This window comes from Massilia timonae (genome assembly GCF_001866515.1).
Classification (GTDB): domain Bacteria; phylum Pseudomonadota; class Gammaproteobacteria; order Burkholderiales; family Burkholderiaceae_D; genus Telluria; species Telluria timonae.
Window position 1 is genome coordinate 1,597,842 of the sequence record NZ_JRYB01000001.1, and the last position, 24,598, is coordinate 1,622,439.

The 24,598-nt window shown below is 64.9% G+C and carries 30 protein-coding genes and 1 tRNA gene; 11 read left to right on the forward strand and 20 right to left on the reverse strand.

Features of this window, described 5'->3' with window-relative positions; translation table 11 throughout:
- Positions 1-21 precede the first annotated feature (21 nt).
- Entirely contained in the window at positions 22-579 is a 558-nt protein-coding gene (locus tag LO55_RS06875; RefSeq protein ID WP_005663973.1) for an REP-associated tyrosine transposase, read from the forward strand.
- A 77-nt stretch (positions 580-656) separates the two neighbouring features.
- Here LO55_RS06875 and LO55_RS06880 read toward each other — a convergent pair whose 3' ends face one another.
- Both LO55_RS06880 and LO55_RS06885 read right to left on the reverse strand, forming a co-directional pair.
- On the reverse strand, positions 657-1,229 hold the full coding sequence (locus tag LO55_RS06880) for a porin family protein (protein ID WP_071360926.1): 573 nt from the start codon (positions 1,227-1,229) through the stop codon (positions 657-659).
- 176 nt (positions 1,230-1,405) lie between these two features.
- The gene (locus LO55_RS06885) at positions 1,406-2,002 is read right to left on the reverse strand and encodes an alpha-ketoglutarate-dependent dioxygenase AlkB family protein (RefSeq protein ID WP_083415218.1); all 597 of its coding nucleotides are present in this window, start codon (positions 2,000-2,002) and stop codon (positions 1,406-1,408) included.
- A gap of 63 nt (positions 2,003-2,065) precedes the next feature.
- Here LO55_RS06885 and LO55_RS06890 point away from each other — a divergent pair, with 63 nt between their 5' ends.
- A complete protein-coding gene (locus LO55_RS06890) occupies positions 2,066-2,656 on the forward strand; it encodes a putative pterin-binding protein (protein WP_071360928.1) in 591 nt (196 codons plus the stop codon).
- 16 nt (positions 2,657-2,672) lie between these two features.
- On the opposite strand, the gene LO55_RS06895 is transcribed toward LO55_RS06890, so the two are convergent.
- The 7 genes from LO55_RS06895 to LO55_RS06925 all read right to left on the reverse strand — a co-directional run bounded on the left by LO55_RS06895 (position 2,673) and on the right by LO55_RS06925 (position 7,879).
- A complete protein-coding gene (locus LO55_RS06895; RefSeq protein WP_005663981.1) occupies positions 2,673-3,035 on the reverse strand; it encodes a hypothetical protein in 363 nt (120 codons plus the stop codon).
- 120 nt (positions 3,036-3,155) lie between these two features.
- Positions 3,156-3,533 (reverse strand): MAPEG family protein, encoded by a 378-nt coding sequence (locus LO55_RS06900; protein WP_005663983.1) that lies wholly within the window; start codon positions 3,531-3,533, stop codon positions 3,156-3,158.
- A 24-nt stretch (positions 3,534-3,557) separates the two neighbouring features.
- Positions 3,558-4,388, reverse strand: a complete 831-nt coding sequence (locus LO55_RS06905) for a Rossmann-like and DUF2520 domain-containing protein (protein WP_071360929.1) — start codon at positions 4,386-4,388, stop codon at positions 3,558-3,560.
- Between the two features lies 1 nt (position 4,389).
- Positions 4,390-4,968, reverse strand: coding sequence for a DUF924 family protein (locus LO55_RS06910; RefSeq protein ID WP_071360930.1), 579 nt, complete (start codon positions 4,966-4,968; stop codon positions 4,390-4,392).
- A gap of 59 nt (positions 4,969-5,027) precedes the next feature.
- Positions 5,028-5,771, reverse strand: coding sequence for an MgtC/SapB family protein (locus LO55_RS06915; RefSeq protein WP_071360931.1), 744 nt, complete (start codon positions 5,769-5,771; stop codon positions 5,028-5,030).
- 30 nt (positions 5,772-5,801) lie between these two features.
- The gene (locus LO55_RS06920; protein WP_071360932.1) at positions 5,802-6,062 is read right to left on the reverse strand and encodes a hypothetical protein; all 261 of its coding nucleotides are present in this window, start codon (positions 6,060-6,062) and stop codon (positions 5,802-5,804) included.
- Positions 6,062-7,879: an aminopeptidase P family protein gene (locus LO55_RS06925; protein WP_071360933.1), complete on the reverse strand. Its 1,818-nt coding sequence runs from the start codon at positions 7,877-7,879 to the stop codon at positions 6,062-6,064. Before LO55_RS06925 ends, LO55_RS06920 begins: the two co-directional genes overlap by 1 nt.
- Positions 7,880-8,006: 127 nt before the next feature.
- On the opposite strand from LO55_RS06925, the gene LO55_RS06930 reads away from it, so the two are divergent.
- The gene (locus tag LO55_RS06930) at positions 8,007-8,591 is read left to right on the forward strand and encodes a hypoxanthine-guanine phosphoribosyltransferase (protein WP_071360934.1); all 585 of its coding nucleotides are present in this window, start codon (positions 8,007-8,009) and stop codon (positions 8,589-8,591) included.
- Between the two features lie 3 nt (positions 8,592-8,594).
- Here the strand turns inward: LO55_RS06930 and LO55_RS06935 are convergent, their stop codons facing one another.
- The 3 genes from LO55_RS06935 to LO55_RS27345 all read right to left on the reverse strand — a co-directional run bounded on the left by LO55_RS06935 (position 8,595) and on the right by LO55_RS27345 (position 10,869).
- Positions 8,595-9,548 (reverse strand): NAD(P)H-dependent flavin oxidoreductase, encoded by a 954-nt coding sequence (locus LO55_RS06935; protein WP_071360935.1) that lies wholly within the window; start codon positions 9,546-9,548, stop codon positions 8,595-8,597.
- Positions 9,549-9,621: 73 nt separating this feature from the next.
- Positions 9,622-10,533 carry an MBL fold metallo-hydrolase gene (locus LO55_RS06940; protein ID WP_071360936.1) on the reverse strand — a complete coding sequence of 304 codons (912 nt, stop codon included), beginning with the start codon at positions 10,531-10,533 and terminating at the stop codon, positions 9,622-9,624.
- A gap of 9 nt (positions 10,534-10,542) precedes the next feature.
- A complete protein-coding gene (locus LO55_RS27345; RefSeq protein WP_370659598.1) occupies positions 10,543-10,869 on the reverse strand; it encodes a DUF1289 domain-containing protein in 327 nt (108 codons plus the stop codon).
- A gap of 20 nt (positions 10,870-10,889) precedes the next feature.
- Here LO55_RS27345 and LO55_RS06950 point away from each other — a divergent pair, with 20 nt between their 5' ends.
- Positions 10,890-11,369: a hypothetical protein gene (locus LO55_RS06950; protein WP_071360938.1), complete on the forward strand. Its 480-nt coding sequence runs from the start codon at positions 10,890-10,892 to the stop codon at positions 11,367-11,369.
- 98 nt (positions 11,370-11,467) lie between these two features.
- Complete coding sequence (locus LO55_RS06955) at positions 11,468-12,517, forward strand: extracellular catalytic domain type 1 short-chain-length polyhydroxyalkanoate depolymerase (protein WP_071360939.1); 1,050 nt, start codon at positions 11,468-11,470, stop codon at positions 12,515-12,517.
- Between the two features lie 4 nt (positions 12,518-12,521).
- Here the strand turns inward: LO55_RS06955 and LO55_RS25750 are convergent, their stop codons facing one another.
- A complete protein-coding gene (locus tag LO55_RS25750; RefSeq protein WP_307160177.1) occupies positions 12,522-12,740 on the reverse strand; it encodes a cysteine-rich CWC family protein in 219 nt (72 codons plus the stop codon).
- 95 nt (positions 12,741-12,835) lie between these two features.
- Between LO55_RS25750 and argB the strand changes: the two genes are divergently transcribed.
- From argB to LO55_RS06980, 5 genes are all read left to right on the forward strand, one after another.
- Positions 12,836-13,765, forward strand: coding sequence for an acetylglutamate kinase (gene argB / locus LO55_RS06960; protein WP_005664009.1), 930 nt, complete (start codon positions 12,836-12,838; stop codon positions 13,763-13,765).
- Positions 13,766-13,833: 68 nt separating this feature from the next.
- A tRNA-Thr gene (locus LO55_RS06965) sits at positions 13,834-13,908 on the forward strand.
- A gap of 89 nt (positions 13,909-13,997) precedes the next feature.
- Positions 13,998-14,756 carry a pyrimidine 5'-nucleotidase gene (locus LO55_RS06970; RefSeq protein ID WP_071360940.1) on the forward strand — a complete coding sequence of 253 codons (759 nt, stop codon included), beginning with the start codon at positions 13,998-14,000 and terminating at the stop codon, positions 14,754-14,756.
- Between the two features lie 7 nt (positions 14,757-14,763).
- Positions 14,764-15,342, forward strand: coding sequence for a nucleoid occlusion factor SlmA (gene slmA / locus LO55_RS06975; RefSeq protein ID WP_005664013.1), 579 nt, complete (start codon positions 14,764-14,766; stop codon positions 15,340-15,342).
- Between the two features lie 10 nt (positions 15,343-15,352).
- A complete protein-coding gene (locus LO55_RS06980) occupies positions 15,353-17,170 on the forward strand; it encodes a chorismate-binding protein (protein WP_071360941.1) in 1,818 nt (605 codons plus the stop codon).
- 110 nt (positions 17,171-17,280) lie between these two features.
- Here LO55_RS06980 and LO55_RS06985 read toward each other — a convergent pair whose 3' ends face one another.
- The 3 genes from LO55_RS06985 to LO55_RS06995 form a co-directional block, all read right to left on the reverse strand.
- Entirely contained in the window at positions 17,281-17,892 is a 612-nt protein-coding gene (locus tag LO55_RS06985) for an OmpW/AlkL family protein (RefSeq protein ID WP_071360942.1), read from the reverse strand.
- A gap of 160 nt (positions 17,893-18,052) precedes the next feature.
- A complete protein-coding gene (locus tag LO55_RS06990; protein ID WP_071360943.1) occupies positions 18,053-18,637 on the reverse strand; it encodes a glutathione peroxidase in 585 nt (194 codons plus the stop codon).
- Between the two features lie 74 nt (positions 18,638-18,711).
- Positions 18,712-19,134, reverse strand: coding sequence for a CoA-binding protein (locus tag LO55_RS06995; RefSeq protein ID WP_071360944.1), 423 nt, complete (start codon positions 19,132-19,134; stop codon positions 18,712-18,714).
- Positions 19,135-19,245: 111 nt separating this feature from the next.
- Between LO55_RS06995 and LO55_RS07000 the strand changes: the two genes are divergently transcribed.
- Entirely contained in the window at positions 19,246-19,887 is a 642-nt protein-coding gene (locus LO55_RS07000; protein WP_071360945.1) for a peptidoglycan recognition protein family protein, read from the forward strand.
- A gap of 36 nt (positions 19,888-19,923) precedes the next feature.
- Here the strand turns inward: LO55_RS07000 and LO55_RS07005 are convergent, their stop codons facing one another.
- The 4 genes from LO55_RS07005 to atpG all read right to left on the reverse strand — a co-directional run bounded on the left by LO55_RS07005 (position 19,924) and on the right by atpG (position 24,558).
- Entirely contained in the window at positions 19,924-21,603 is a 1,680-nt protein-coding gene (locus LO55_RS07005) for a serine hydrolase (RefSeq protein WP_071360946.1), read from the reverse strand.
- Between the two features lie 165 nt (positions 21,604-21,768).
- The gene (locus LO55_RS07010; RefSeq protein WP_005664028.1) at positions 21,769-22,191 is read right to left on the reverse strand and encodes a F0F1 ATP synthase subunit epsilon; all 423 of its coding nucleotides are present in this window, start codon (positions 22,189-22,191) and stop codon (positions 21,769-21,771) included.
- A 32-nt stretch (positions 22,192-22,223) separates the two neighbouring features.
- Positions 22,224-23,627, reverse strand: coding sequence for a F0F1 ATP synthase subunit beta (atpD, locus tag LO55_RS07015; RefSeq protein WP_005664031.1), 1,404 nt, complete (start codon positions 23,625-23,627; stop codon positions 22,224-22,226).
- 55 nt (positions 23,628-23,682) lie between these two features.
- On the reverse strand, positions 23,683-24,558 hold the full coding sequence (atpG, locus tag LO55_RS07020; RefSeq protein WP_071360947.1) for a F0F1 ATP synthase subunit gamma: 876 nt from the start codon (positions 24,556-24,558) through the stop codon (positions 23,683-23,685).
- Positions 24,559-24,598: the final 40 nt, after the last annotated feature.

Genomic DNA, 24,598 nt, shown 5'->3' on the forward strand with positions numbered 1-24,598 from the left:
GCGCGCGGCGTCGGCCAGACCATGCTCGATTACCCTAACAGTTACCGCAATCTTTACCGCGATAACCGCGTCCCCGGCGGGACCTTCTTTTTCACGGTGCGCCTGCTCGACCGTGGCAGTCACCTGTTGACCGAACATATCTCCGCGTTCGGGGAAGCCATGCGGCTGGCGCGTACGCGCCGTCCTTTCCACGTCGATGCCTGGGCGGTCCTGCCCGATCACGCCCACGCCATCTGGACCCTGCCACCGGGCGACCACGACTGTTCCAGCCGCTGGCGGGCGGTCAAGATCGCCTTTTCCAAAGCGCTGCGCAAGACCGGCCAGCCCGGGGTGGACGACGGCGCGGTCTGGGAACGCCACTACCGCCACTACCGGGTCGGCCTGGACGACGATTACGCGGCGCTGGTCGACTATGTCCATACCGACGCCGTGCGCCATGGCCATTGCCTCGAGGCGCGCGAATGGCCGTGGTCATCGCTGCACCGTTTCATCTCGGCCGGACATGCGGCGCCCGAACCGTCGATCATCGTGCCGCCATGGGTGCAGCGGCCGCAGGGCCTGGCGCTGGCGCGGCTGTGATCGCCATGCCGCTTGCCCGGATGATCCGACCATGAAAAAAGGCCCCGAAGGGCCTTTTTGCTTGTGAAACGCTCGGCTTAGAACGAGTATTTCGCGCCGATGGTCAGTGCGTTCGGACGCACGCCGAAGTCACGGGTGCCGCCGAAGCGTTCGTATTCGGCGATCACCGCCACGTCCTGGTTGATGTTGTACTGCACACCCAGGGCGCCGTAGGCGTTGTTGTCGCTGTCGCGACGGTTCAGCGAGGCGTTGACCGCTGCCAGTTCGTTCACGTCATGCGACACGCCCAGCTTGGCGTAGCCGACCAGCTTCTCGGTCAGCGGCGAGCTGAACTTCGCGGCGACGTAGGTCGAACGGCCATCGACCTGACCGCTGGCAGCCACTGGGCCCAGGGTGTAGTAGATGTCGGCGCTGCGGTAGTCGGTGTGGCCGACTTCGACTGCCCAGTTCGGGGTGAACTCGTAGCCGCCGAACAGCTTGGCCGATGCCTTGATGGTATCGATGTCGGCGCTGGTTGCACCTGGGACGCGGCTTTCATAATCGGTAGCCACCGCACCGACGCCGACGTAGGCGCGTGGGGTGAATTCTTGTGCCTGGACAGCCGAGACAGCGGCGGTGGTAGCGAGCAGTGCAACGATCAGCTTTTTCATCTCAATTCCTCTTCTTGTTCATCTGGCTCGCGATTCCCAACGAATCGCGATGTGACCAAGATAGCACTGCCGAAAGAGCAAGTCCGTGCCGATTCCGTAAAAACTGTAAGGAAGTGTAACTTAATGACCCGACGGTTATTAATATTTCCGAGTGGATCGATGAAGTTGCGATCAGTTTAAACGATTTTCCTGAAAGTTAGGTTGACCCGCGCTTGTAACGCGCGTGTCATCTTATTGATGCCATGCAACCAATATTTCTGGGTTTCACCGCGCATCAACAACAGACTGCCATCGTTCAATTCCAATCGGACAGTCTTTTTGTTGTATTTATGCTTCAGGATGAAGGTGCGGGCAGCGCCCAGGCTGAGCGAAGCGATGACCGGTTGCGGTCCCAGTTCCGGCTCGTCGTCGCTGTGCATGCCCATGCTGTCGCGCTCGTTACGGTAGAGATTCAGCAGGACGCTGTTGAATCTGTGTCCACTCGCTGCCTCGACGGCCTGGCGCACCGTGTCGAGCAGGGGCGTGAACGGCGCCGGCTGCAGGCGTAGTCCGGAATAGGTATAGGCCGCGTCGCCGTACCAGGCGCTCAGGCGCGGCTGCAGGTGACGCTTGCCGTACACCACCACCGTTTCCTCGCGCCAGTCGGTCTCGCGCAGCAGGCGCGCCATGACCTCGGCATTGGTCCAGGGCAGTGGCAGCTGGGGCATCCAGGCGAGTTCGCCGTCCTCGAGCGGGATCGGAGTCGGGACGGAGTCGGCAGCGAATAAATCCATCGTCACTCTATGCGCAAAATTCACGGTTATGATGGTGAGCTTTCCACCACGCCGCATTCTCGCATGGAAAAACGCCATTTCCTCGGCGCCGCCGTCGTGGCTGGCGCAGCGCCGGCCTTCGCCAGCCGCGGTACGGGCACGGCCCCGGTGCCGACCGCAGGGCCGACACTGCTGACCATCACCGGCGCAATCACGCGCAGCAACCGCGGCGCCCTCGATCCGGCGCTCGACCAGATGATGGCCAGGCAGAAGCTGGCGTTCGACCGCGCCTATGCCCTCGATTTCGCCACCCTGGCCGCCCTGCCGGCGCGCACCATCCGCCCGACCCTGGAATACGACGGCAAGCCGCACACCCTGCGCGGACCGCTGCTGCTCGAGGTGCTGGCCCAGGCCGGCGCAAAGCCGCGCGACGCCGCCAAGGTGCTGATGCGGGCGGTCGACGGCTATGCCGCCGTGCTGGAAATACGACAGCTGCGAGCGTGGAATGTCATCGTCGCCACCCACCTGGATGGCAAGGCGATGCCGCTGGGCGGGCTGGGGCCGCTATGGGCCGTGTATGACGCCGACCGGGTGCCGGAGATGGCGGCGCTCCCGGTGGCGCAGCGTTTCGGCGCCTGCCCCTGGGCCCTGTATCACCTGGAAGTGATGGCCTGAGCGAGACGCCAGGGTGTCAGGCGTAGGCTTCCGCCAGGCTCATCACGCGCGGCGCCACCTTGATGCCGACATTGCCGAACAAGGCATCGATGGCGGCCAGGTTGGCGCTGCATTCCTCCGCCTTCCAGCCCTTGAACATATCGGTGCCGTCCTTCTGGAAATGCAGGTCGAGCACCTTGCCCTTGTCGCGGTGGACATAATTCTGCTGATGGACGTTCTGGAAACCCAGTTCGGCCAGGCCGGCAAGCACGGTGTGCGGCGGGTTTTCCGGGTCGGTGGCCAGGAAGACGCCAAAGGTCTTGCCCGGCGGCTTGGCTGCGACGTCGACCTCATAGATCCCTGGCGCCTTGGTTACACTCGTGCTCTTCAGAAACAACATATTGTTCTCCTGGCGCGCCAGTGACCATCAGGACGAGACGCGCGATGCTAATTCGTAGTCAGTACTCAAGCATATTTCCATACGGGAACTTTGTCGATCTTTGTATTCGCTTTTTTCGCTTTAGCGCATCAATAAGCCGAAAACTGTGGCGCCGATTAACGCAGCGCAAGCCAGCATGCCCAGAATGAAGCCCGCTTCGCGCTTGGCCGGGTCGCGGTAGTAGCCGAGCGCATACATGATGCGGCCCAGGCACCACAGCAGGCCGCCAGCCGCCGCCCACAGGTCGCCCAGGAAGGTGGCGCACAGCCACAACGGCACCAGCACCAGCGGCAGCATTTCCAGGGTGTTCATCTGAACGCGGTGGGCGCGCTGGAATGCCTCGGGACCCTCCATCGATGGCGCCGGCACCTTGTAGCGCACGCGGGCGTAGCCGGCGACGCCCCAGGTCCAGAAATAGACACCCAGCACGGCGAGTGTGGCCCAGGCGGTAAAGAACATCGCGTTTTCCTTATCGTGTCGAATTCATGCAGCAGCGTGCTTGCGCCGCGCCAGATCCGCCGTCAACGGCACCAGCGCCTCGTACAGCTTGCCGGTCGCCTCGTCCCACTCGAGCAGGGCCTGCTGCTGGCGCGCCACGGTCGCATGGTCGCCGCGCGCCACCGGCCCGCTCAGGGCCGCCGCCGGGCCGAGGCGGAATACGTTGGCCATGGTCTCGCTGGCGAGCGGACGCGCCAGCTCGCGCGCGATCGCCTCCGGCACCCCGGCCGCCTGCCAGGCGCGCAGCGCGGCGTCGAGCACCGTGGTCAGGTAATTCGACGCGAACACCGCCGCCGCATGGTAGACCGTCTTGGCCGCGGCATCGATGGGCACGAGGCGCGCGCCGATCGCCTCGAACGCCGGCGCCAGCCGCGCCAGCGCTTTGGCCTCGCCCTCGATGCCGCAGAAGGTGCCGGCGAAGTCGCGCGCCACGGCGTCGGGATCGGCGAAGCTGCGGATCGGATGCACGCTGGCCACCAGCGCCCCCTGGTCCGCGAGCGCCTGCAATTCGCCCGACGCCTTGGCGCCGCTGCAGTGGAACACGACCGCGCCCTTGAGATCATGCGCCTGCGCCAGCGCCGCGGCCATCGGCGCGATCTGGTCGTCGTTCACGGCCAGCAGCCAGACGTCGGCCGGACGCAGCGCCGTCAGGTCGGCGCAAGCGCGGCCGGCTCCGATGAAACCGAGCGCCGCCCGGGCGCTGGCCGGCGAGCGGGTCAGCACGTCCTGCACCACGTGCGCGCCGCTGGCCGACAGCAGGCGTCCCAGCGCCTTGCCGACATGGCCGGCGCCGATCAGGTTGAGGGTCGAGGCCACGTCAGAAACCCGCACCCGGCTTGGCCAGGTAGTCGAGTTCTTCGGGCGTCGAGGCGCGGCCCAGGATCGGGTTGCGGTGCGGGAAGCGGCCGAAGCGCGCGATCACGCCGCGGTGGCGGTGCGCGTAGTCGAGCGACTCGCTGAAGCCTTCATGGCTGGCGGCCAGGTCGGTGAACAGCTCGACCGCCTGCTCCTGGGTGCGCGCGTCTTCCGCGTGCTCGAACGGCATGTAGGCGAAGGAACGCTCCCACGGGCTCAGGGCCAGGTGCCCGCCCGACGCCACCAGCTGGCGCGCGGCGTTCAGCGCCAGCGCGTCGCCGGCGAAGGATTCCGGCGTGCCGCGGTAGGCGTTGCGGGTGAACTGGTCGAGCACCAGGATGCGCGCCAGCACGCCGCGCGGGCCCTGCTCGTCCCATTCGCGCAGGCCGCCGGCGATCGCGTGGTTGATCGCGGCGCCGAAACGCTCGCGGATGACGGCGTCGAAGGCGTCGTCCTTGCGGAACCATGCGGCGCGCTGCTGGCCGTGGCCCGGTTCGGAAGATGGCAGGAACCAGAAATCGAGAACTTCTTGTGCGTCCATTGGAAAACCCCGTTTGGCATTGTTATTGGTGTTGCCTGAAGATGAAGATGCGTGGCGCTTCAATTGCGCGCGTGCGACAGCTGGAACGAATCGACGCCGTCGAAGGCGGCCAGTTCGCGCGCCAGTTCGGACAGCGGCGCGCCGGTCTTGCGCGACAGCGCCAGCGCCACGAAGCGCCATTCCTGGCGCCCTTCGTCGCTGCTGATGGTCAGCGAGCTGCCGGCGATCTCGTAGCCGCGCTCGAGCGCCACCTTGCGGATCGCGTCTTCGCGCGGCATGAATTCGGGCCGGAAGCGCATCCGCACCGCCACCGCGTGGCGCGACGGCAGGAAGGTCTCCAGGCGGTTCAGGTAGATCATGATCATCGCCGACAGGAAGGCCAGGCCCATCGCGGCGAGGTAGAAGCCGATGCCGATCAGGACGCCGATCGCCGACGAGGCCCAGATCGAGGCCGCCGTGGTCAGGCCGCTGATATTGAAGCCGTCGCGCATGATGACGCCGGCGCCGAGGAAGCCGATGCCGGTGACCACGCCCTGGATGATGCGGGTCGGATCGATCGGCGCCAGCAGGCCCGCATGGCCGCCGTACCACAGGTCCGGATAGCCGGCCAGGATGGTCAGCGCGGCCGAGGCCATGCACACCAGGCCATAGGTGCGCATACCGGCGGCGCGCCCGTGATAGGCGCGCTCGTAGCCGACCAGGAGGCCGAGCAGCAGGGCCCCGACCAGGTGCAACAGGATCAGGCCATTGGTGAACAGCTCGTTCTTGGACCAGTAGGCCGCGAACAGGTTGGCTTCCGTCATGCGCGCATCGTGTTCATGGTCGGCCGGCGGTCAGGTTTTTTTCTTGACCAGCTGCTTCTCGAACGCCAGGTCGTTCTTGCTGATGCGCGGCTGCTCCTGCGGACCGAGACCCTTGACGAAGTTGACGAAATCGTCGAGCTCCATCGGCGGGCACAGCGGCGGGCTGCCGGGCGCCTCGGACAGGTAAAAATGGCCGTCGCCGGTGCGCGCCATCGAGTACAGATTGTTCCCGGTGCGCTGCTTCAGGCGCTCGACGGCGGTGCTGGCGCGGGTGGAACGCGAGCTGGCCATCAGATCGCCTCCGTGCGCAGCATCAGCCACTCGAATGCCGGGCCTTCGACGTGCGGCGTCAGGCGCGCGCGCACGGTCGCGTGGTAGTCGTTCAGCCACGCGATTTCGTCGGCGCGCAGCAGGCTGCGATCGATGGGGCGCGTATCGATCGGGCACAAGGTCAGGGTCTCGAAGCCGAGATATTCGCCGAACTCGGACGTCTCGACGTGCTGGTTCAGCACCAGGTTCTCGATGCGGATGCCCCAGCGTCCCGGACGATAGATGCCCGGCTCGATCGAGGTGATCATGCCCGGCTCCATCGCGGTATGCGGTTCCGGCGGCACCGCCGGCGAAATCGTCTGCGGGCCTTCGTGCACGTTGAGGAAGTAGCCGACGCCGTGGCCGGTGCCGTGGCCGTAGTCGATGCCGGCGGCCCAGATCGGGGCGCGCGCGATCGCGTCCAGCATCGGCGCGCGGGTGCCGCGCGGGAAGCGCGCGGCCGACAGGTTGATCAGGCCCTTCAGCACCAGCGTGTAGTCGCGCTTCTGCGCGGCGCTTGGCGCGCCGACCGGGATCACGCGCGTGATGTCGGTGGTGCCGCCCAGGTACTGGCCGCCCGAATCGATCAGCAGCAGGCCGTCGCCTTCGATGACGGCGCAGGTGGCGCTCTCGGCGCGGTAATGCATGATCGCGCCATTGCTGTTGAAGCCGGCGATGGTCGAGAAGCTGGCGCTCACGAAATGAGGACGGCGCGCGCGCGCGGCGGTGATGCGGGTGTCGATGTCGACTTCATTCAACGGCGCGCGGTTCGGGTCGGCCAGCAGCGGCTCGAGCGCGGCGAAGAATTCGCACAGCGCGGCGCCATCCTGTTCCATCGCGGCGCGCACGTTCACCGCCTCGCTTTCCAGCTTGCGCGACTTGGCGAAGGTGGTCGGGTTGATCGCCTCCACCACGTTCACGCCCTGCGCCACGGCGGCGCGCATGCCGGCGGTGACGCGGCGCGGATCGAGCAGCAGGGTCGCGCCTTCCGGCAGAGACTCAAGCGCGTGCACGGCATTGGCGTACGGCGCCAGGTGCACGTCGTCGGCTTCCAGGCGGGCGCGCACATCTTGCGGCACCTTGCCCTCGAGGACGAACAGGGTCGCGTCGCCGCGGCCGATCAGCGCATGCGCCAGGAACACCGGGTTGAAGCTGACGTCGGCGCCGCGCAGGTTGAACAGGTAGGCGATGTCGTCCAGCGTCGAGATGAAATGGAAGCCCGCGCCATGCGCTTCCATCGCGTCGCGCGTGGCGTGCAGCTTGTCGGCGCGGCTGACGGTGGCGTAGGGCGCGACGTGTTCGAACACGGGTTCGAGCGGCAGCGATGGACGCTCGCTCCAGACTTCGTCGAGCAGGTCGATGTCGGTGCGCAGGGTCACGCCCCTGGCGGCCAGGGCATCTTTCAACAGGCGCGCGCCGGCCAGGCCCAGCACGCGCGCATCGACGGCGGCGGTCTGGCCCGCTGCCAGGTTGGCGGCCAGCCAGTCGACGTGCAGCTGGCTCGCGGCGCCCGGGATCTTCATCAGCGCGATCTCGGAGCCTGCCAGCTCGGTCTCGGCCTGCGTGAAGTAGCGACCATCGGTCCAGACGCCGGCGAAACCGGCGGTGGCGATGAAGGTGCCGACCGAGCCGGTGAAGCCGGACAGCCATTCGCGGCCCTTCCAGTGGCCGGGCAGGTATTCCGACAGATGCGGATCGCTCGACGGGACGATGTAGGCGTCGATGCCGTGGCGCGCCATGGCGGCGCGCAGTTGCGCGAGGCGGCCTGCACGTGCGGCCTGGAATTCGTTATGGGACATGGCTGGTGCGTCGGTTTTGTTTTCCAAGCCACGTATCATACGCCGCAATCCTCCCGAATGGCCAACGGGAACGCATGGGTCCGACGGATGACGCATAATGGTCCCGCACTCAACTGAACTGAAGACCATGCACGATTTCCACCATGAGCGCGCGCGAGCGCTACTGGCGAATGCCACCCAGATCGTCGAACCCGTCGAAGTGAATGCCGCCGTGCGGCGGGTCGCCGAAGAACTCAATGCCCGTTTCAACGCCGAGGGCGCGGCCGAATTCCCGCTGGTGCTGGGCGTGATGGGCGGCGCGGTGGTGTTTACCGGCCACTTGCTGCCGCAACTGACCTTCCCGCTCGACTTCGACTACATCCACGTCAGCCGCTATGGCGACGAAGACCGCGGCGGCGAGATCGTGTGGAAGGTGATCCCGCGCCAGAACGTGGTCGGCCGCAAGATCGTGGTGGTCGACGACATCCTGGACGAAGGCGAGACCCTGGCCCACGTCAAGCAGCGCCTGCTCGACATGGGCGCCGCCGAAGTCATCGTCGTGGTGTTCGCCGACAAGGACCTGGGCCGCGCCAAGCCGATCCAGGCCGACCTGGTGGGCTTGACCCTGCCCAACAAGTTCGTGGTCGGCTTCGGCATGGACGTGTATGGCTACTGGCGCAACCTGCCGGGCCTGTGGACGATCCGGCCCGAGGATTTGAAGCAGGGGGATTGAGGGTTACAGCGCCAGCCTTGCGCGCGCGGCGTCGTACTCGCGCTTGAGCCGCTCGACCATCTCGGCCACCGTCGGCACGTCGTCCATCAGGCCCACGCCCTGGCCCGCGCCCCAGATGTCGCGCCAGGCCTTGGCCGCGCCCGAGCCGAAGCTCATCTTGCTCTTGTCCGATTCCGGCAGGTTGTCCGGATCCAGCCCGGCCGCCACGATCGATTTTTTCAGGTAGTTGCCGTGCACGCCGGTGAACAGGTTGGTGTACACCACGTCCGCCGCGCTCGATTCGACGATCGCGTCGCGGTAGCCGTCGCTGACGTTCGACTCCTTCGTGGCCAGCCAGCGCGAACCGATGTAGGCGAAGTCGGCGCCCATCGCCTGCGCCGCCAGGATCGCGTCGCCGGTCGCGATCGATCCCGACAGGGCGATCGGCCCCTTGAAGAACTTGCGCACCTCTCCCACCAGCGCGAACGGCGACAGCGCGCCGGCATGGCCGCCGGCGCCGGCCGCCACCAGGATCAGGCCATCGACGCCCGCTTCCAGCGCCTTCTCGGCGTGCCGGATCGAGACCACGTCGTGCAGCACGATGCCGCCATATGAGTGCACCGCATCCATCATCTCGCGCGGCGGCGCGCGCAGCGACGAGATGATGATCGGCACCTGGTGCTTGACGCACACCTCGACGTCGTGCGCCAGGCGATCGTTCGATTGATGGACGATCTGGTTGACCGCGATCGGGCCCACTTTCGCGCCCGGATTGGCGGCCGCGTAGTCGGCCAGCTCGCGCTGCAGGTCGGTCAGCCAGGTGTCGAGCAATTCGGCCGGACGCGCGTTCAGGGCCGGGAAGGAACCGACGATGCCGGCCTTGCACTGGGCCGCCACCAGGGCGGGACCGCTGGCGATGAACATCGGCGAGGCGATGACGGGAAGGGACAGGTCTTGCAACGCGGCGGGCATCGGCATGAAAGGACTCTCGGTGTTGGGTATCGGGCCATTATAGCCCCAGAAAAAGAACGACCGTGCTAGATTTCTTCCTCTAAAGATCGAGCAACATCTCCCCCTCGATGCGCGCCGCGCCGGCGCGCACCAGCGCTGCGGCTGCCCATTGCGCCAACGCATCGGCATCCAGTCCCAGCACCGTCGGCCGCACCCGCTCGACCAGCGGAATCGATGCAAGCAGGCGCGGCAGCGTTGCCACGGCAATCTTCCCACGCTCCAGCAACAGGAACTTGAGCAGCACCTTGACCGCGTTGCGCGCATTGCGTGCCGGATCGGCCGCCAGGTAGTCGAGGCGCGCCCTGGCCCGCGCCAGGGCCGCATCGACGTCGCCGAACACGGGCCCATGCCCGGGAATGACCACGCGCGGCGCCAGGCTGCCGATCAGGTCGAGCGTGGCCCCGACCTCGTCGAAGCCCGGCTCCCCGGCCAGCTCGGGGAAGATCACGCCGAAGCCGTCCTGCCACAGCGCGTCGCCGGACACCAGCACGCCTTCGTCTGCACAAAAGATGAGCAGCGCATGCGGATCATGGCCCGGCGCGGCCAACACCTGCCAGCGCAGCCCGCCCAACGATAAGATGTCGCCCGGCGCCAGCACGCCATCGAAACCGAAACGCGGGCATTGCTGGCCGGTGGCGCGAAAGCTCAGCGCCGCTTCGTCCCAGCGCGCGACCTTGTCGGCTTCCGGCGCGGGGATCGCGGTGTGGCAGCCGTAGGCGGCCTGCAGGGCCGCATTGGCGCCGCAGTGGTCGGAGTGCAGGTGGGTGTTGAGCAGGCGGTCGAGCGGACGACCGCGCAGCAGGTGGCGCACCAGCGCCAGCGTCTGCGGCGCATGGGTGACGTAGCCGCTGTCGATCAGGGCCGTGTCGTCAGGCCCGATCAACAGGACATTATTCGACGACAGCCAGTTGCGCTCGAGCACATGAACCGACGGCGGCAAACGCAGGTCCATGGCGCGCCCTTACTCGCCGAACAGTCCGGCTTCGCGGCGCCGGATCTCGGCCCAGATCGCGCGCTTCTCGTCCTCGCTGGCATTGCGCCAGGCGCGGATCTCGTCGATCGTGCGCATGCAACCCTCGCACAAGCCGGTTGCGGGCACCATCTTGCAGATATTGATGCAGGGCGAAGGGACGGGAGTTTGCAGTTCTGGAGCCATTGCCTGATGCCTGAGCGGATATGTGTCGGAGGCGGCATTATCGCGCGTCCGGCAGTCCAGCGCCGTTTTTGCTTGTGAGTCACTATACTCGTCAATACCCACTGTCTTTGGAACAGTGTCGCATTGATTCATATTGCTGCACGAGGTGACCCATGAACATTCGTTTCATCATCGCGAGCGCCCTGTTGGGCGTGTCCGCCACGGCGTCGAGCCAGGTGTTGTCGCCCGATGGCTACGGCAAGATCCGGTTCGGGCAGCGGCTCGACCAGGTCGAACGCACGCTGGGCCAGCGCGCCACGCCGCGGCCGCTCGATCCCTCCTGCCCCATCGTCCGCTTCAAGCGTTATCAACAGGTGAGCTTCATGGTCGAGAACGGGGTGATCGTGCGCGCCGACGCCAGGATGGTGGTGCGCAACAGTGCCGGCGTCACGTCGCGCATGTCGGCCAAGGATGCGTTGCGCCATGCTCCCGGGCTGCGCAGCGAACGCCACAAATACGACGAACAGGGCCAGTACCTTGTCTTGCCCAAAGGCGAGAACAAGGCCCTGATCTTCGAAGCCAGCAAAGGGAAACTGACGACCATGCGCGCCGGCATCAAGCCGGCTGTCGACTACGTGGAGATGTGTGGGTAAACAGTCGCAGAAATACTGCAACAACAGCCGCTCGGCAACGTTTGACAGGTTGGTGTAAGCTCATGGCGTGAAATTGTGCACTGCACAAAAGGAATGCCATGAAACTCAACCGACTACTGATGAGGCAGCTAAGCGGGGCCATCCGATCGCTGTTGCGATCGGGACCGGCCACGCCTGGCGCCGCCGTGCAGCAGGCCATGAAGAACGCGGCAGCCGTGCAGCGCGTGGCCGAGCGCCAGATGCGCGACTTCGTCATGCCTGCCCCCGCTCCCGCTCCCGCTCCCGCTCCTGCGCCGCCGGCGCGCGAGCCATTGACCGGCAGGTTCGAGGACGGCCATCACATGAACGCCGCCGGCCGCCGCGAGTACAAGCTGTATGTGCCTGGCAGCTATACCGGTACGCCGGCGCCGCTGGTGGTAATGCTGCATGGCTGCACCCAGGACCCGGAAGATTTCGCCACCGGCACCCAGATGAACGTGCTGGCCGAAGAGATCGGCTGTCTGGTGCTGTATCCGGCCCAGAGCAAGGGCGCGAACCTGTCGCGCTGCTGGAACTGGTTCAATGCGGTCGACCAGCGCCGCGACGAAGGCGAGCCATCGATCATCGCCGGCATGACGCGGGCCATCATGGCCAGCCATGCGGTGGACCCAAGCCAGGTGTATGTGGCCGGCCTGTCCGCCGGCGGCGCGATGGCGACCATCATGGGCACGCTCTATCCCGACCTGTATGCGGCGGTGGGCGTGCATTCCGGCCTGCCCTTTGCCTCGGCCAACAGCCTGTCGTCGGCGCTGGCGGCGATGAAGGGCGACTTCCGCCGCAGCACGACGAGCGCACAGCCCTTGCCGATCATCGTCTTCCACGGCGACCGCGACACCACCGTGCATCCGGCCAATGGCGAGGAAGTGGTCGCGCAAGGCGCGCGCCATCTGGCGCAGCCGGGCACCGCCGAACCGGGCCGCGTGCCCGACGGCCATGCCTACACGCGCACCTTGTATCCGGACGAGGACGGCATGGTGCAGGCCGAACACTGGCTGGTGCATGGCGCCGGCCATGCCTGGTTCGGCGGCAATGCGCGCGGCAGCTATACCGACGGCAAGGGACCGGATGCGAGCCGCGAGATGATGCGTTTCTTCCGCACGCGGCGCTGAGCTGTCAGTCGGCCGCTGGCGCGACTGGCAATGGGTGCGCGGCAATATGCGCGCGCAGGCACGCCGGGCACCAGCAGCCGGCCGCCTCCTGCGGCACGGCCACCGCCGGCGGCAAGGCCGTGCACCAGCAAGCTTCGGTGGCGCCGTCGGCCATTGCACATCCGAATTCGGCGCCGCAGCGCGTGCAAATACTCATAACTGATAAAGTACCGATTGCTGCCATAAAATACAACAGGACACCGCCCTTTCCCCACAAGGTTTACGCTGTTTTTACGGCATTTGCCTGTAAAATCTCGCGACATTTATTTCGGACCCTCCATGAACGCTCAAGTGACCAGCCTGAAGACCGACGACCAACCTGACGACTTGACTGCCGTGTCGACGGCGCTGAAGGCGCAGATCCTGGCCGAGGCGCTTCCCTACATCCGCAACTTCCACGGCAAGACCATCGTCATCAAATACGGCGGCAATGCCATGACCGACGAACGCCTGAAACATGGCTTCGCGCGCGACGTCATCCTGCTCAAGCTGGTGGGCATGAACCCGGTCGTGGTCCACGGCGGCGGCCCGCAGATCGACAATGCGCTGAAGAAAATCGGCAAGCAGGGCACGTTTGTGCAGGGCATGCGCATCACCGACGAAGAGACCATGGAAGTGGTGGAGTGGGTGCTGGGCGGCGAAGTTCAGCAAGACATCGTGATGCTGATTAACCACTACGGTGGCCAGGCAGTCGGCCTGACCGGCAAGGACGGCGGCCTGATCCGCGCACGCCGCATGGCGATGCCCGACAAGGAAAAACCGGGCGAGTTCCTCGACATCGGTTTCGTTGGCGAGATCGAGGCCATCAACCCGGCCGTCGTGAAAGCGCTGCAGGACGACGCCTTCATCCCGATCATCTCGCCGATCGGTTTCGGCCAGGACGGCCAGGCCTACAACATCAACGCCGACGTGGTCGCCGGCAAGATCGCGGAAATCCTGAAAGCCGAAAAGCTGATCATGATGACCAATATCGCCGGCGTGCAGGATAAGGCGGGCAATCTGGTGACCGACCTGTCGGCGCGCGAGATCGACGAGATGTTCGCGGACGGCACGATCTCGGGCGGCATGTTGCCGAAGATCTCGTCGGCGCTGGACGCCGCGAAGTCGGGCGTGAACACCGTGCACATCATCGATGGCCGCATCGAGCACTCATTGTTGCTCGAAGTCTTGACCGAACAGGCTTTTGGCACTATGATCCGGTCTCACTAAATTTTTTGTGACGGGGAAACCCCCACAGAAAATGTCGTTACGGTGGGCATTGCCCACCGCATCTACCCGCCCTTGTAGCTCAGTGGTAGAGCACTCCCTTGGTAAGGGAGAGGCCACGTGTTCAATCCACGTCAAGGGCACCACTTCCCTCCCCCTGTTTCATCCCGCTCCATGACGTCGTCAGGCGCCGCTGGCATAATCGCGTGTTGCATCTTTTGCGAGCCGATTACCCGTGTCTACTTCTTCTATCCAAGCCCCGGTCTGGCTGTTCGACCTCGATAACACCCTGCACGACGCCTCGCACGCGATCTTCCCGGCGATCAGCGCCAATATGAACACGTATATCGCGCGCGTGCTGAGCAGCGACGGCGTGCCGGCCACGCAAGAGATGGTCGATGCCGCGCGCCTGGGCTACTGGAAGCGCTACGGCGCCACCCTGCTCGGCATGATGCGCCACCACCAGGTGTGCGCCAGGGATTTCCTGCACCAGACCCACGACATCGGTCCGCTCGACGCCCTGCTGCGCGCCGAGCGCGGCCTGGCGCGCCTGCTGCGTCGCCTGCCTGGCCGCAAGATCTTGCTGACCAATGCGCCGAACAGCTATTCGACCGAGATCGTGCGCCGCCTGAAGCTGCACAACCATTTTTCGCACCATGTGGCGATCGAGCACATGCACGTGCACGGGCAATTGCGGCCGAAGCCGTCGAAGCTGATGTTGCGCCGCCTGCTGCGCAAGCACGGCATCGCGGCCCAGCGCTGCATCCTGGTCGAAGACACGCTGGCCAACCTGCGCACCGCGCGCCAGCTGGGCCTGCGCACCGTCTGGGTCACCCAATACCTGCGTCACACTGCGCGCATGAGCGATCCGATTGGAAAAGCGCCGCTGCCGAGGACCCTGAAATGCCCCGGTTACGTCAATGTCAAAGTAAAATCCGTGCGGCAACTTCCGACGCGGCTCTCCGGGCTGCGCCGCTCCAATAACAACTCCTAGGGATCCCATGGCAAGCACGAAGCCAGGCCAGCGCAAGCTGCAAATCCTCCAGGCCCTGGCCTCGATGCTCGAGCAGCCCAAGGGCGAGAAAATCACCACCGCCGCGCTCGCGGCGCGCCTGTCGGTGTCCGAAGCGGCGCTGTACCGCCACTTCGCCAGCAAGGCGCAGATGTACGAGGGACTGATCGAGTTCATCGAGTCGTCGGTATTCGGCGTGATCAACCAGATCACCGAGAAAGAAGACAGCGGCCTGTCGCAGGCGCACGCGATGCTGCAGATGCTGCTCGGCTTCGCGGCCAACAACCCGGGCATGACGCGCGTGCTGATCGGCGATGCGCTGGTGAATGAAGACGAGCGCCTGCAACTGCGCATGAATCAGTTCTACGACAAGGTCGAGCTGGCCTTCAAGGGCGCCCTGCGCCTGGCCGTCACCCAGGGACACGGCCAGGAAGCCGACGTCGCCGCGCGCGCCAGCCTGCTGGTGAACTATGTTACCGGCCGCTGGCACCGCTTCGCGAAGACGGGCTTCAAGCTCAATCCAACCGAAGGCACGTCGCTCCAGCTGTCCCTGCTGCTGGCGGCGTAGAATCGGGAGCATGGATACCGGCGAAGTCTTCGCGCTGCTGGACGATGCCCGCGCCGCCAGGGAAGCCCGCTCGCGCCTGTACAGCGGGCATGCGGGCACGCTGACCTGCGAGGACGCGGCCGGCTGGCCGCCACTGGTGGCGGCGCTGTCGCAGGCGCTGCAAAGCGGCCTGCACGCGGTGCCGCTGCTGAGCTATGAACTGGGGGCGCACCTGGAGGGCCTGCCGGCCCGCCCGCTCGCCGGTCCGCTGGCGCAGGTGCTGCTGTTTACCCGCTGCGAACGCATGACCGGCGAGCAGGTGGCCTCGTGGCTGGCAACGCGCAGCATGGACCTTGCGCCGGCCGGCATCGCCGGTATTACCGCGAATGTCGATGAGGCGCGGTTCACCGAGGCGATCGGCCGCATCCGCGACTACATCGTGGCCGGCGACACCTACCAGGTCAACTACACCTGGCGGCTGCGCTTCGAGGCCTTCGGCTCGCTGCTCTCCCTGTACACGCGCCTGCGCGCGCGCCAGCCGGTGCCGTATGGCGCGCTGGTGACGCTGCCTGGCGGTGGCGCCGTGCTGTCGTTCTCGCCCGAGCTGTTCGTGCGCCACGAGGCGGGCATGCTGGTGGCGCGGCCGATGAAGGGCACGGCGCCGGCCAGCGGCGATGCGGATGTCGACGCCGCGCGCGCTGCAAGCCTGGCGCAGGACAGCAAGAACCGCGCCGAAAACCTGATGATCGTCGACCTGCTGCGCAATGACCTGGGCCGCGTGGCGCAGACCGGCAGCGTCGAGACGCCGGCCCTGTTCGAGGTGCAGCGCTACGGCGCCGTGCTGCAGATGACCTCCACCGTGCAGGCGCGCCTGCGCCTTGACGCGGGCCTGGAAGAGATCTTCGAGGCCTTGTACCCGTGCGGCTCGATCACCGGCGCGCCGAAGCGGCGCACGATGGAGATCATCCACGAACTCGAACCCGATGCACGCGGCATCTATACCGGCGCCATCGGCTGGTTCGATCCGGCGCCCCCGGGTCGCGCCTTCGGCGACTTCTGCCTGTCGGTGCCGATCCGGACGCTGGCGCTCGGTCCATCGATCGATGGAGCAAGACGCGGCGAACTGGGCGTCGGCGCCGGCATCGTGTACGACAGCGATGCGCCATCCGAATACGCCGAGTGCCAGTTGAAGGCGGGTTTTCTTACCGGCCTGCCCAACGAGTTCGAGATCTTCGAGACCATCCGCGCCTCGCGCGAACACGGCTGCCGCCACCTGGAGCAGCATCTCGACCGCTTGAGCACATCGTGCGCCTGGTTCGGCTTTGCCTTCGACCGCGGCGCGGCCCATATCGCGCTGCTGGAAGCCAGCAAGGCCCTGCCCTCCGATGCGCTGCACCGCCTGCGCCTGGCCGTCTCCCACGACGGCGCGCTGACGCTCACATCCGGCGAGCTGGCGCCCTTGCACGAACCGGTGACCTTGCTGCTGGCCCAGGAGCCGACGCACAGCGGCGACGTCTTCCTGCGCCACAAGACGAGCATCCGCAGCCGCTACGACGCGGCGTGGAAGGCGGCCGAGGCGCAAGGCGCCTTCGATATGCTGTTCTTTAACGAGCGCGGAGAATTGACGGAAGGAGGACGCAGCAGCGTGTTCCTGCGCTTCGGCGAGGAGTGGCTCACGCCGCCGCTGTCGGCCGGCGTGCTGCCGGGCGTGATGCGCGGCGTGCTGCTGGCCGCGCCCGCATGGCATGCGCGCGAAGCCGTGATCACGCGCGCCATGCTCGAACAGGCCGACGACATCGTCGTCTGCAACGCGCTGCGCGGGCCGCTGCGCGCCGTGCTTGCGGCGTAATCGCAGGGCAGAATGAAGGCGTGGGTCGCGCCCCGCCCTTTCCCATGTTTGATGCTTTTGCTGGAAGCTCGCCCATGGAAGACGGGCAGGACGCGATCACGCACAAGCTGTCAGAAGCGGTAGCCGACGCCGAGGCCGAACAGGACCGGATCGACCTTCAGGTGGCTGGCATTGGCGCCGCCCACATAGACGTCGCTGCGCAGGTTGACCTTCTTGACGTCGGCGTTGATCGACCAGTGTTCGTTGAGGCGGAAGTCGACGCCGGCCTGCAGCGACAGGCCCCAGCTATCGTTTTCCAGGTCGCCGGCGCCATCGAGCAGCTTGACGCTCGATATGCGGGTGTAGTTCACGCCGGCGCCGATATAGGGGCTGATGGCCGCGCCGGGAGCAAAGTGGTATTGCAGGTTCAGGGTCGGCGGCAGGTGCTTGAAGGTGCCGATCTCGGCGCCGTCCAGGCGGACCTTGTGCTTCTGTGGATAAGTCAGGATCAGTTCGGCCGCGATATGCGGGGTGAAGAAGTAGCTGATGTCCAGCTCGGGAATGGTCTTCGTGCTCACTTCGAGGCGGTCCGCCGCGCCGACGCCGGCGATCGGGGTCGACTTGTTGTCCGGGTCGACGTACACGGCGCGGGCGCGCACCAGCCATGGGGATTCCTGCGCCAGCGCCTGGGCGGACGCCATGGCGATCAGGGCCACCAGCACGGTCTTCATCGTCGTTTTCATCTTTTTCTTACCTTTCTTCGTTTTTATGTCATCTGCGACGAAGGTAAGCTTATTGATGTGAAGCAAAACAAACTATGATCTACATCAAAATGACCATGCTATTAGTGTGGTTTATAAAACGCCTATCTCCTAGGTTATATCTGATCGCCCGAGAATGCCCTTACAGGGCCGCTTCGATCTTCCCGGTCAGCTGAGGATCTTCCGGCGTGACCTTGCTCGGGAAGTAGTCGAGCACCTTGCCGTCGCGGCCGATCAGGTACTTGGTGAAGTTCCACTTCGGTTCCTGGCCGGTGGCCTTGATCAGCTGCGCATGCAGCGGATTGGCTTGCGGGCCTTTCACCGAGCTCTTGGCGAACATCGGGAACTTGACGCCATAGGTGTTGAAGCACAGGTCGGCGATTTCCTTGGCGCTGCCCGGTTCCTGCTGGCCGAAGTCGTTCGACGGGAAGCCCAGGATCACGAAGCCGCGGCCACCGTACTTGGCATAGATCTTTTCCAGGCCTTCGTACTGCTTGGTGAAGCCGCAGTAGCTGGCCGTGTTCACCACCAGCACCACCTTGCCGGCATATTGGCAGAGGTCTTGCGGGGCTTCGTCCTGCAGGCGCTTGAAGCTGTGCTTGAGCACGGCCGGGCAGGCGGCCGGGCTCTTGGTCAGGGCGGCGACCGGCGCGGCCTGCGCGCGTGCCGGCTGGGTGACGCTGGCGGCGGCCGTGGCGGCGAGCAGCAGGGCGATGGTCTTGATCATGGCGTGGTATTGACGACGGTTGAAATGCGTCGATTGTAGCGCAAGCGGCAACCCCGGCGGCCAACGCTTTTTTCTCATTCCTCCAGGCTGCGGTGCTCGATCTTGATGCAGTGGTTCATGACCACGTCCAGCCCGGCGGCGCGCGCCAGGTCGGCTGCGGCCTGATTCTCGATATCGAGCTGCATCCACAGGCAGCCAGCGCGCACGGCGATGGCGTCGCGCGCGATCGGGCCGATGTCTTCGGATTTGCGGAAGCAGTCGACGATGTCGATGCGCTGGCCGCTGCCGGCGATGGCGTCGGCGGCCTCTTGCAGGCTGGCGTAGACCGTCTCGCCATGGATGGTCTGGCCGGCATAGCTCGGGTTGACGGGCAGGATGCGGTAGCCGTTGTGCTTCAAGTAGGCGCCCACTTCGTTACTGGCGCGGTCTTCCTTGTTCGACATGCCGACGATGGCGATAATCTTGCTGTCGCGCAGGATCTGGGTGATGGTTCGCATGGTGTGCTCTGCTGTTGTTATCGTTGGAATCAGCTTATCAGGTTTGCATATGCTGGCGCTGCACGGTCAAACGTGGAAAGATGGTGGCTCATCCATGTTGGATAGTCTGCCATGATCCCTGCATCTGTTTCACGCGCATCTGTTTCACATATTGGCGCCGCGGTTGCGCTGGCGTTCTCGATCGGCGGCGCGCACGGCGCCGAGTCCCTGCCCGACCTCGAACGCGCCATCGTGCCGGTCGCCGGCTGGGGCGGCACGCCGGCCGACGCGACGAAGGCGCGGCGCCACCGGATCACCCACATCACCTTGCACCACCAGGGCGAACCGTTCAAGCCGGGCGCCGACCCGCAAGCCTACCTGCGCCGCCTGCAGGCCTGGTCGCGTGCCGAGAAAGGCTGGCTCGACATCCCCTACCACTACGTGATCGACCTCGATGGCCGCATCTACGGCGCGCGCGACATCGCCTATGCCGGCGACACCAATACCGACTACGACCCCAAGGGGCATGCGCTGATCGAAGTGGTCGGTAACTTTGAGGAAGTCGAGCCGAACCGGCAGCAGCTCGATGCGGTGGTGAGCCTGATGGCCATGCTCGCCGCCAAGCACAAGGTCTCGCTGGACGACATCCAGAGCCACCGCGATTATTCGGACAAAACGGTATGCCCGGGCGAGAACCTGTACCGCTACGTGAAGGACGATTATTTCAGGCACAAGGTCGCCTTGCGGCTGGCGCAGGAACAGGCCGCGAAATAAGCCGCAGCCTGCTCATCCAGTAGTCTCGGTGAGTGCTTACTGCAGCCGTTTGCCGGGCGTAGCCTGGCCGTTCTGGTGCAATACGACCACTGGCGCCCCATCGGCACCCTTCTCGAACCTGAGTTCGGCATTCACGTCGCGCGAGAAGAACACGTCCTCGCTGGCCGGGAAGATCTCGATCTTGCGCTGTCCGGTCGCCTGCGCATAATAGCGTTCGCCCTCGCGGCTCAGCGTGATCGTGAACTGCGGCGCGAGCTGGTAGGCGCCGGCGCGCGCATCGAAGCCGGCGTTGTCGATCTTCACCGCCTCCCGTTCGGCGGGCGCATCGCCGACGCGTTCGTTGCGCGTCCGCTCGCCTGCGTTGTCGACCGTGACGTGGGTGACCTTGCCTTGCGCGTCGCGTCCGAACTCGAAGCGCGCCAGCGTCCCCGGGAAGAAGAAGCCGTCCTTCGAATAAGGCGTCAGGGCGGCCGGCGAGCGGTCGCCGCGCGCCATCATGAGCTTGCCGTCGCGGCTGGTGAAAGTGCGCTTTTCCTTGCCGTCGATGTCATATACGCCCGTGAATGCATCGAGGGCCTTGGCATCGAGCTTGAATGCCTTCGGCTCCATGAACGGCTTGCCCATCGCCAGCGCCGCCGCCTTCTTGGCCAGCACTTCCGGGTTGGCGCTGCCGCTGTCGGCATTGCCCAGCACCGCGACGAAGATCTTTTTTTCCGGCAGGCGCAGCGCATAGGTGCTGAAACCATTGATGCCGCCGCCATGCTCGACGACCGGCGTGCCCTGCAGGGTGCCGACGCCCCAGCCATAACCATAACCGGTCGACTTCTCGGGAGTCAGCTGGTAGGGCGTGAAGGCCATTTTCCAGCTCGCGGTTTTGAGCAGCTTACCGGACGCGATGGCGGCATCCCATTTCGCCAGGTCGTCCACGGTGGAGACCAGCGCGCCGGCCGCATACGGCTGGCTCATGGACAGGGGCTGCGCCGGCGCGAACCCCTTCTCCTGCGCGCTGTAGCCGATCGCGCGCGGCGCGTTCGAACGCTCGACGCCTTCATACGCGGTGTCCTTCATGCCCAGCGGCGTGAAGATGCGCTGCTCGAGGAAGCTGGCGTAGCTCGTGCCCGAAACCCGCTCGATGATCGCGCCGAGCAGGAAGTAGCCGCTGTTGTTGTAGCGGAACTGGGTGCCGGGTTCGAACTCGAGCGGATCGTTCCTGAAGCCGTCGATCATCTGGGCCACGGTGAAGTCTTTCGCCATCGTCGACACATAGCCCGACTTGCTGGTGTAGCTGACGATGCCCGAGGTATGGGTCAGCAGGTGCTCGACGGTGATGACCTTGCCGCCGGTAGGATAGTCGGGGAAGAAGCGCGTAATGGGATCGTTCAGGGCCAGCTTGCCCTCCTCGGCCAGCATCAGGATCGCCACCGCCGTGAACTGCTTGGTGATCGAGCCCAGGCGCAGCACGGTACCGGGCGTCAGCGGCGTCTTGGCGGCCACGTCGGCGGCGCCATAGGCCTTCCTGAACACCGTCTTGCCGTCCTTGACCACGATGACCGTGGCGCCGGGGTCTTCCGCCTTGTACTGGGGTTTGAATAGCGCATCGAGCTTGCCGGCCAGGGATTGCGCCGAGGCGGCCCTGGTGGCTGGTTGCTGCGCTTGCGCGAGCATCGGGTTCGACAGCAGGACGACAGCAACGGCGACGGCGGAGAGTTTCAGCATGACGGCTACCCTTCTTGACGAGTTGTGATCTTGCTACTGTAACTCTGCCGTATGGGTGGCGGTGAAAAATCCGACAAAAGGCGGTTCAGCCCGATGAACTGTTGGAAACAGGATAAAAAAAAGGCAGCCCGCAGGCTGCCCCTTCTATTGCCGAGCTTATTCAGCTCAACGGCCTTTCGACCGCAGCTTCTGGATCGCCGCCAGCTGCGCGACCGCCGCGGCCATTTCGGCCTGGGCTTTCGCGTAGTCGATGTTCGAATCCTTGTTCAGCATCAGCTCTTCGGCCTGCTTCTTGGCCGCGGTTGCTTTCGCTTCGTCCAGGTCGCCACCGCGGATCGCGGTGTCGGCCAGCACGGTCACGCCGTTCGGCTGCACTTCGAGGATACCGCCGGCTACGAAGACGAACTCTTCGCCGCCGCCGGCCACCTGGATGCGCACGGCGCCCGGGCGGATGCGCGTGATCAAGGGGGTGTGCTTCGGGTAGATACCCAGCTCACCCGCTTCACCCGGCAACGCGACGAATTCGGCCTGGCCGGAGAAGATCTGCTCTTCGGCCGAGACTACGTCAACGAGAAATGTGTTTGCCATGTGTGTCCTTCAGTTTGAATGAAGAAGCCGACTTAGGCAGCCAGTTTCTTGGCTTTCTCGATTGCCTCTTCGATCGTGCCGACCATGTAGAACGCTTGCTCCGGCAGGTGATCCAGTTCGCCCGATGCGATCATCTTGAAGCCCTTGATCGTGTCTTTCAGCGAAACGTACTTGCCTGGGGCGCCGGTGAAGACTTCAGCGACGTGGAACGGCTGCGACAGGAAACGCTGCATCTTACGTGCGCGTGCGACGACCAGCTTGTCTTCCGGCGCCAGTTCGTCCATGCCCAGAATCGCGATGATGTCACGCAGTTCCTTGTAGCGCTGCAGGGTACCCTGCACGGCGCGCGCGGTCGAGTAGTGCTCTTCGCCGACGACCAGCGGGTCCAGCTGGCGCGAGGTCGAATCGAGTGGGTCGACCGCAGGGTAGATACCCAGCGATGCGATGTCACGCGACAGAACGACGGTCGAGTCCAGGTGGGCGAAGGTGGTGGCAGGCGACGGGTCGGTCAAGTCATCCGCAGGGACGTAGACGGCCTGGATCGAGGTGATCGAACCGGTCTTGGTCGAGGTGATGCGCTCTTGCAGGCGGCCCATCTCTTCGGCCAGGGTCGGCTGGTAGCCCACCGCCGACGGCATACGGCCCAGCAGTGCCGAGACTTCGGTACCGGCCAGGGTGTAGCGGTAGATGTTGTCGACGAAGAACAGGACGTCCTTGCCTTCGTCACGGAACGCTTCCGCCATGGTCAGGCCGGTCAGCGCGACGCGCAGACGGTTGCCTGGTGGTTCGTTCATCTGACCGTAGACCATCGCCACTTTCGAGTTGGCTGGGTTTTCCAGGTCGACCACTTTTGCATCGGCCATTTCGTGGTAGAAGTCGTTACCTTCACGGGTACGCTCACCCACGCCGGCGAACACGGACAGACCCGAGTGTGCCTTGGCGATGTTGTTGATCAGTTCCATCATGTTGACGGTCTTGCCGACGCCGGCGCCGCCGAACAGGCCGACTTTACCGCCTTTGGCGAACGGGCAGACCAGGTCGATGACCTTGATGCCGGTTTCCAGCAGGTCGGTCGACGGCGACAGCTCGTCGTAGGCCGGCGCATCGCGGTGGATCGATGCCATGCGCTCATGGCTGACCGGACCGCATTCGTCGATCGGGTTGCCCAGCACGTCCATGATACGGCCCAGGGTCGGCACGCCGACTGGCACCATGATTGGATTGCCGGTGTTCTGGATCATCATGCCGCGACGCAGGCCTTCCGAGCTGCCCAGAGCAATGGTACGGACCACGCCGTCGCCCAGCTGCTGCTGGACTTCCAGGGTCAGTTCGGAGCCTTCCATTTTCAGTGCGTCGTACACTTTCGGCATGGCGTTACGTGGGAATTCCACGTCAACCACGGCGCCGATACACTGAACGATTTTGCCATCAGCCATGTTCGTTCCTTCAGATATATAGTTAGATTCTTTTACTTGATCGCTGGGCGCGGCCTTAGACGGCTGCGGCACCCGACACGATCTCGGAGAGTTCTTTGGTAATCGCAGCCTGGCGGGTCTTGTTGTAGACCAGCTTCAGGTCGCTGATGACACTGCCGGCGTTATCGCTCGCGGCCTTCATCGCGACCATGCGCGCCGATTGTTCCGACGCCAGGTTTTCCGCCACTGCCTGGTACACCAGCGCTTCCACATAACGCACCAGCAGCTCGTCGATGACGACTTGCGCTTCCGGTTCGTAGATGTAGTCCCAGCCGTGGGCGCCTGCGTCGGCTTCCAGCGCTTTGGCTGGCAACGGGAGCAGTTGCTCGACCATCGTTTCCTGCTTCATCGTGTTGATGAACTTGGTGTAGCACAGGTAGACGGCATCGAGCTTGCCTTCCTGGTACGCGTCCAGCATCACTTTGACCGGTCCGATCAGCTTGTCCAGTTGCGGGGCATCGCCCAGCTGGGTCGCTTGCGACACCAGCTTCATGCCGACGCGGTTCAGGAAGCCCAGGCCCTTGTTGCCGATGGCGACTGCCTCGACACGGTTGCCCAGCTGCTCCTGCTCACGCGCCTTCTGCGTTACCTGGCGCAGGATGTTGGTGTTCATGCCGCCGCACAGACCCTTGTCGGTCGTGATGACGATGAAACCCACTGCCTTTGCCGACACGCCCTTGGCTTGCGCCATGAATGCGTGCGTGTACTCCGGGTTTGCGTTGGCCAGATTGGCGGTGATGTTACGAACCTTGTCACTGTAGGGACGGGCGGCGCGCATGCGATCCTGCGCCTTGCGCATTTTCGATGCGGCGACCATTTCCATCGCCTTGGTGATCTTCTTCGTATTCTCTACGCTCTTGATCTTGCCACGAATCTCTTTGCCTGCTGCCATGAGTCCTTACTCCTTCCGGGCACCGGCGCCAACCTCGGTT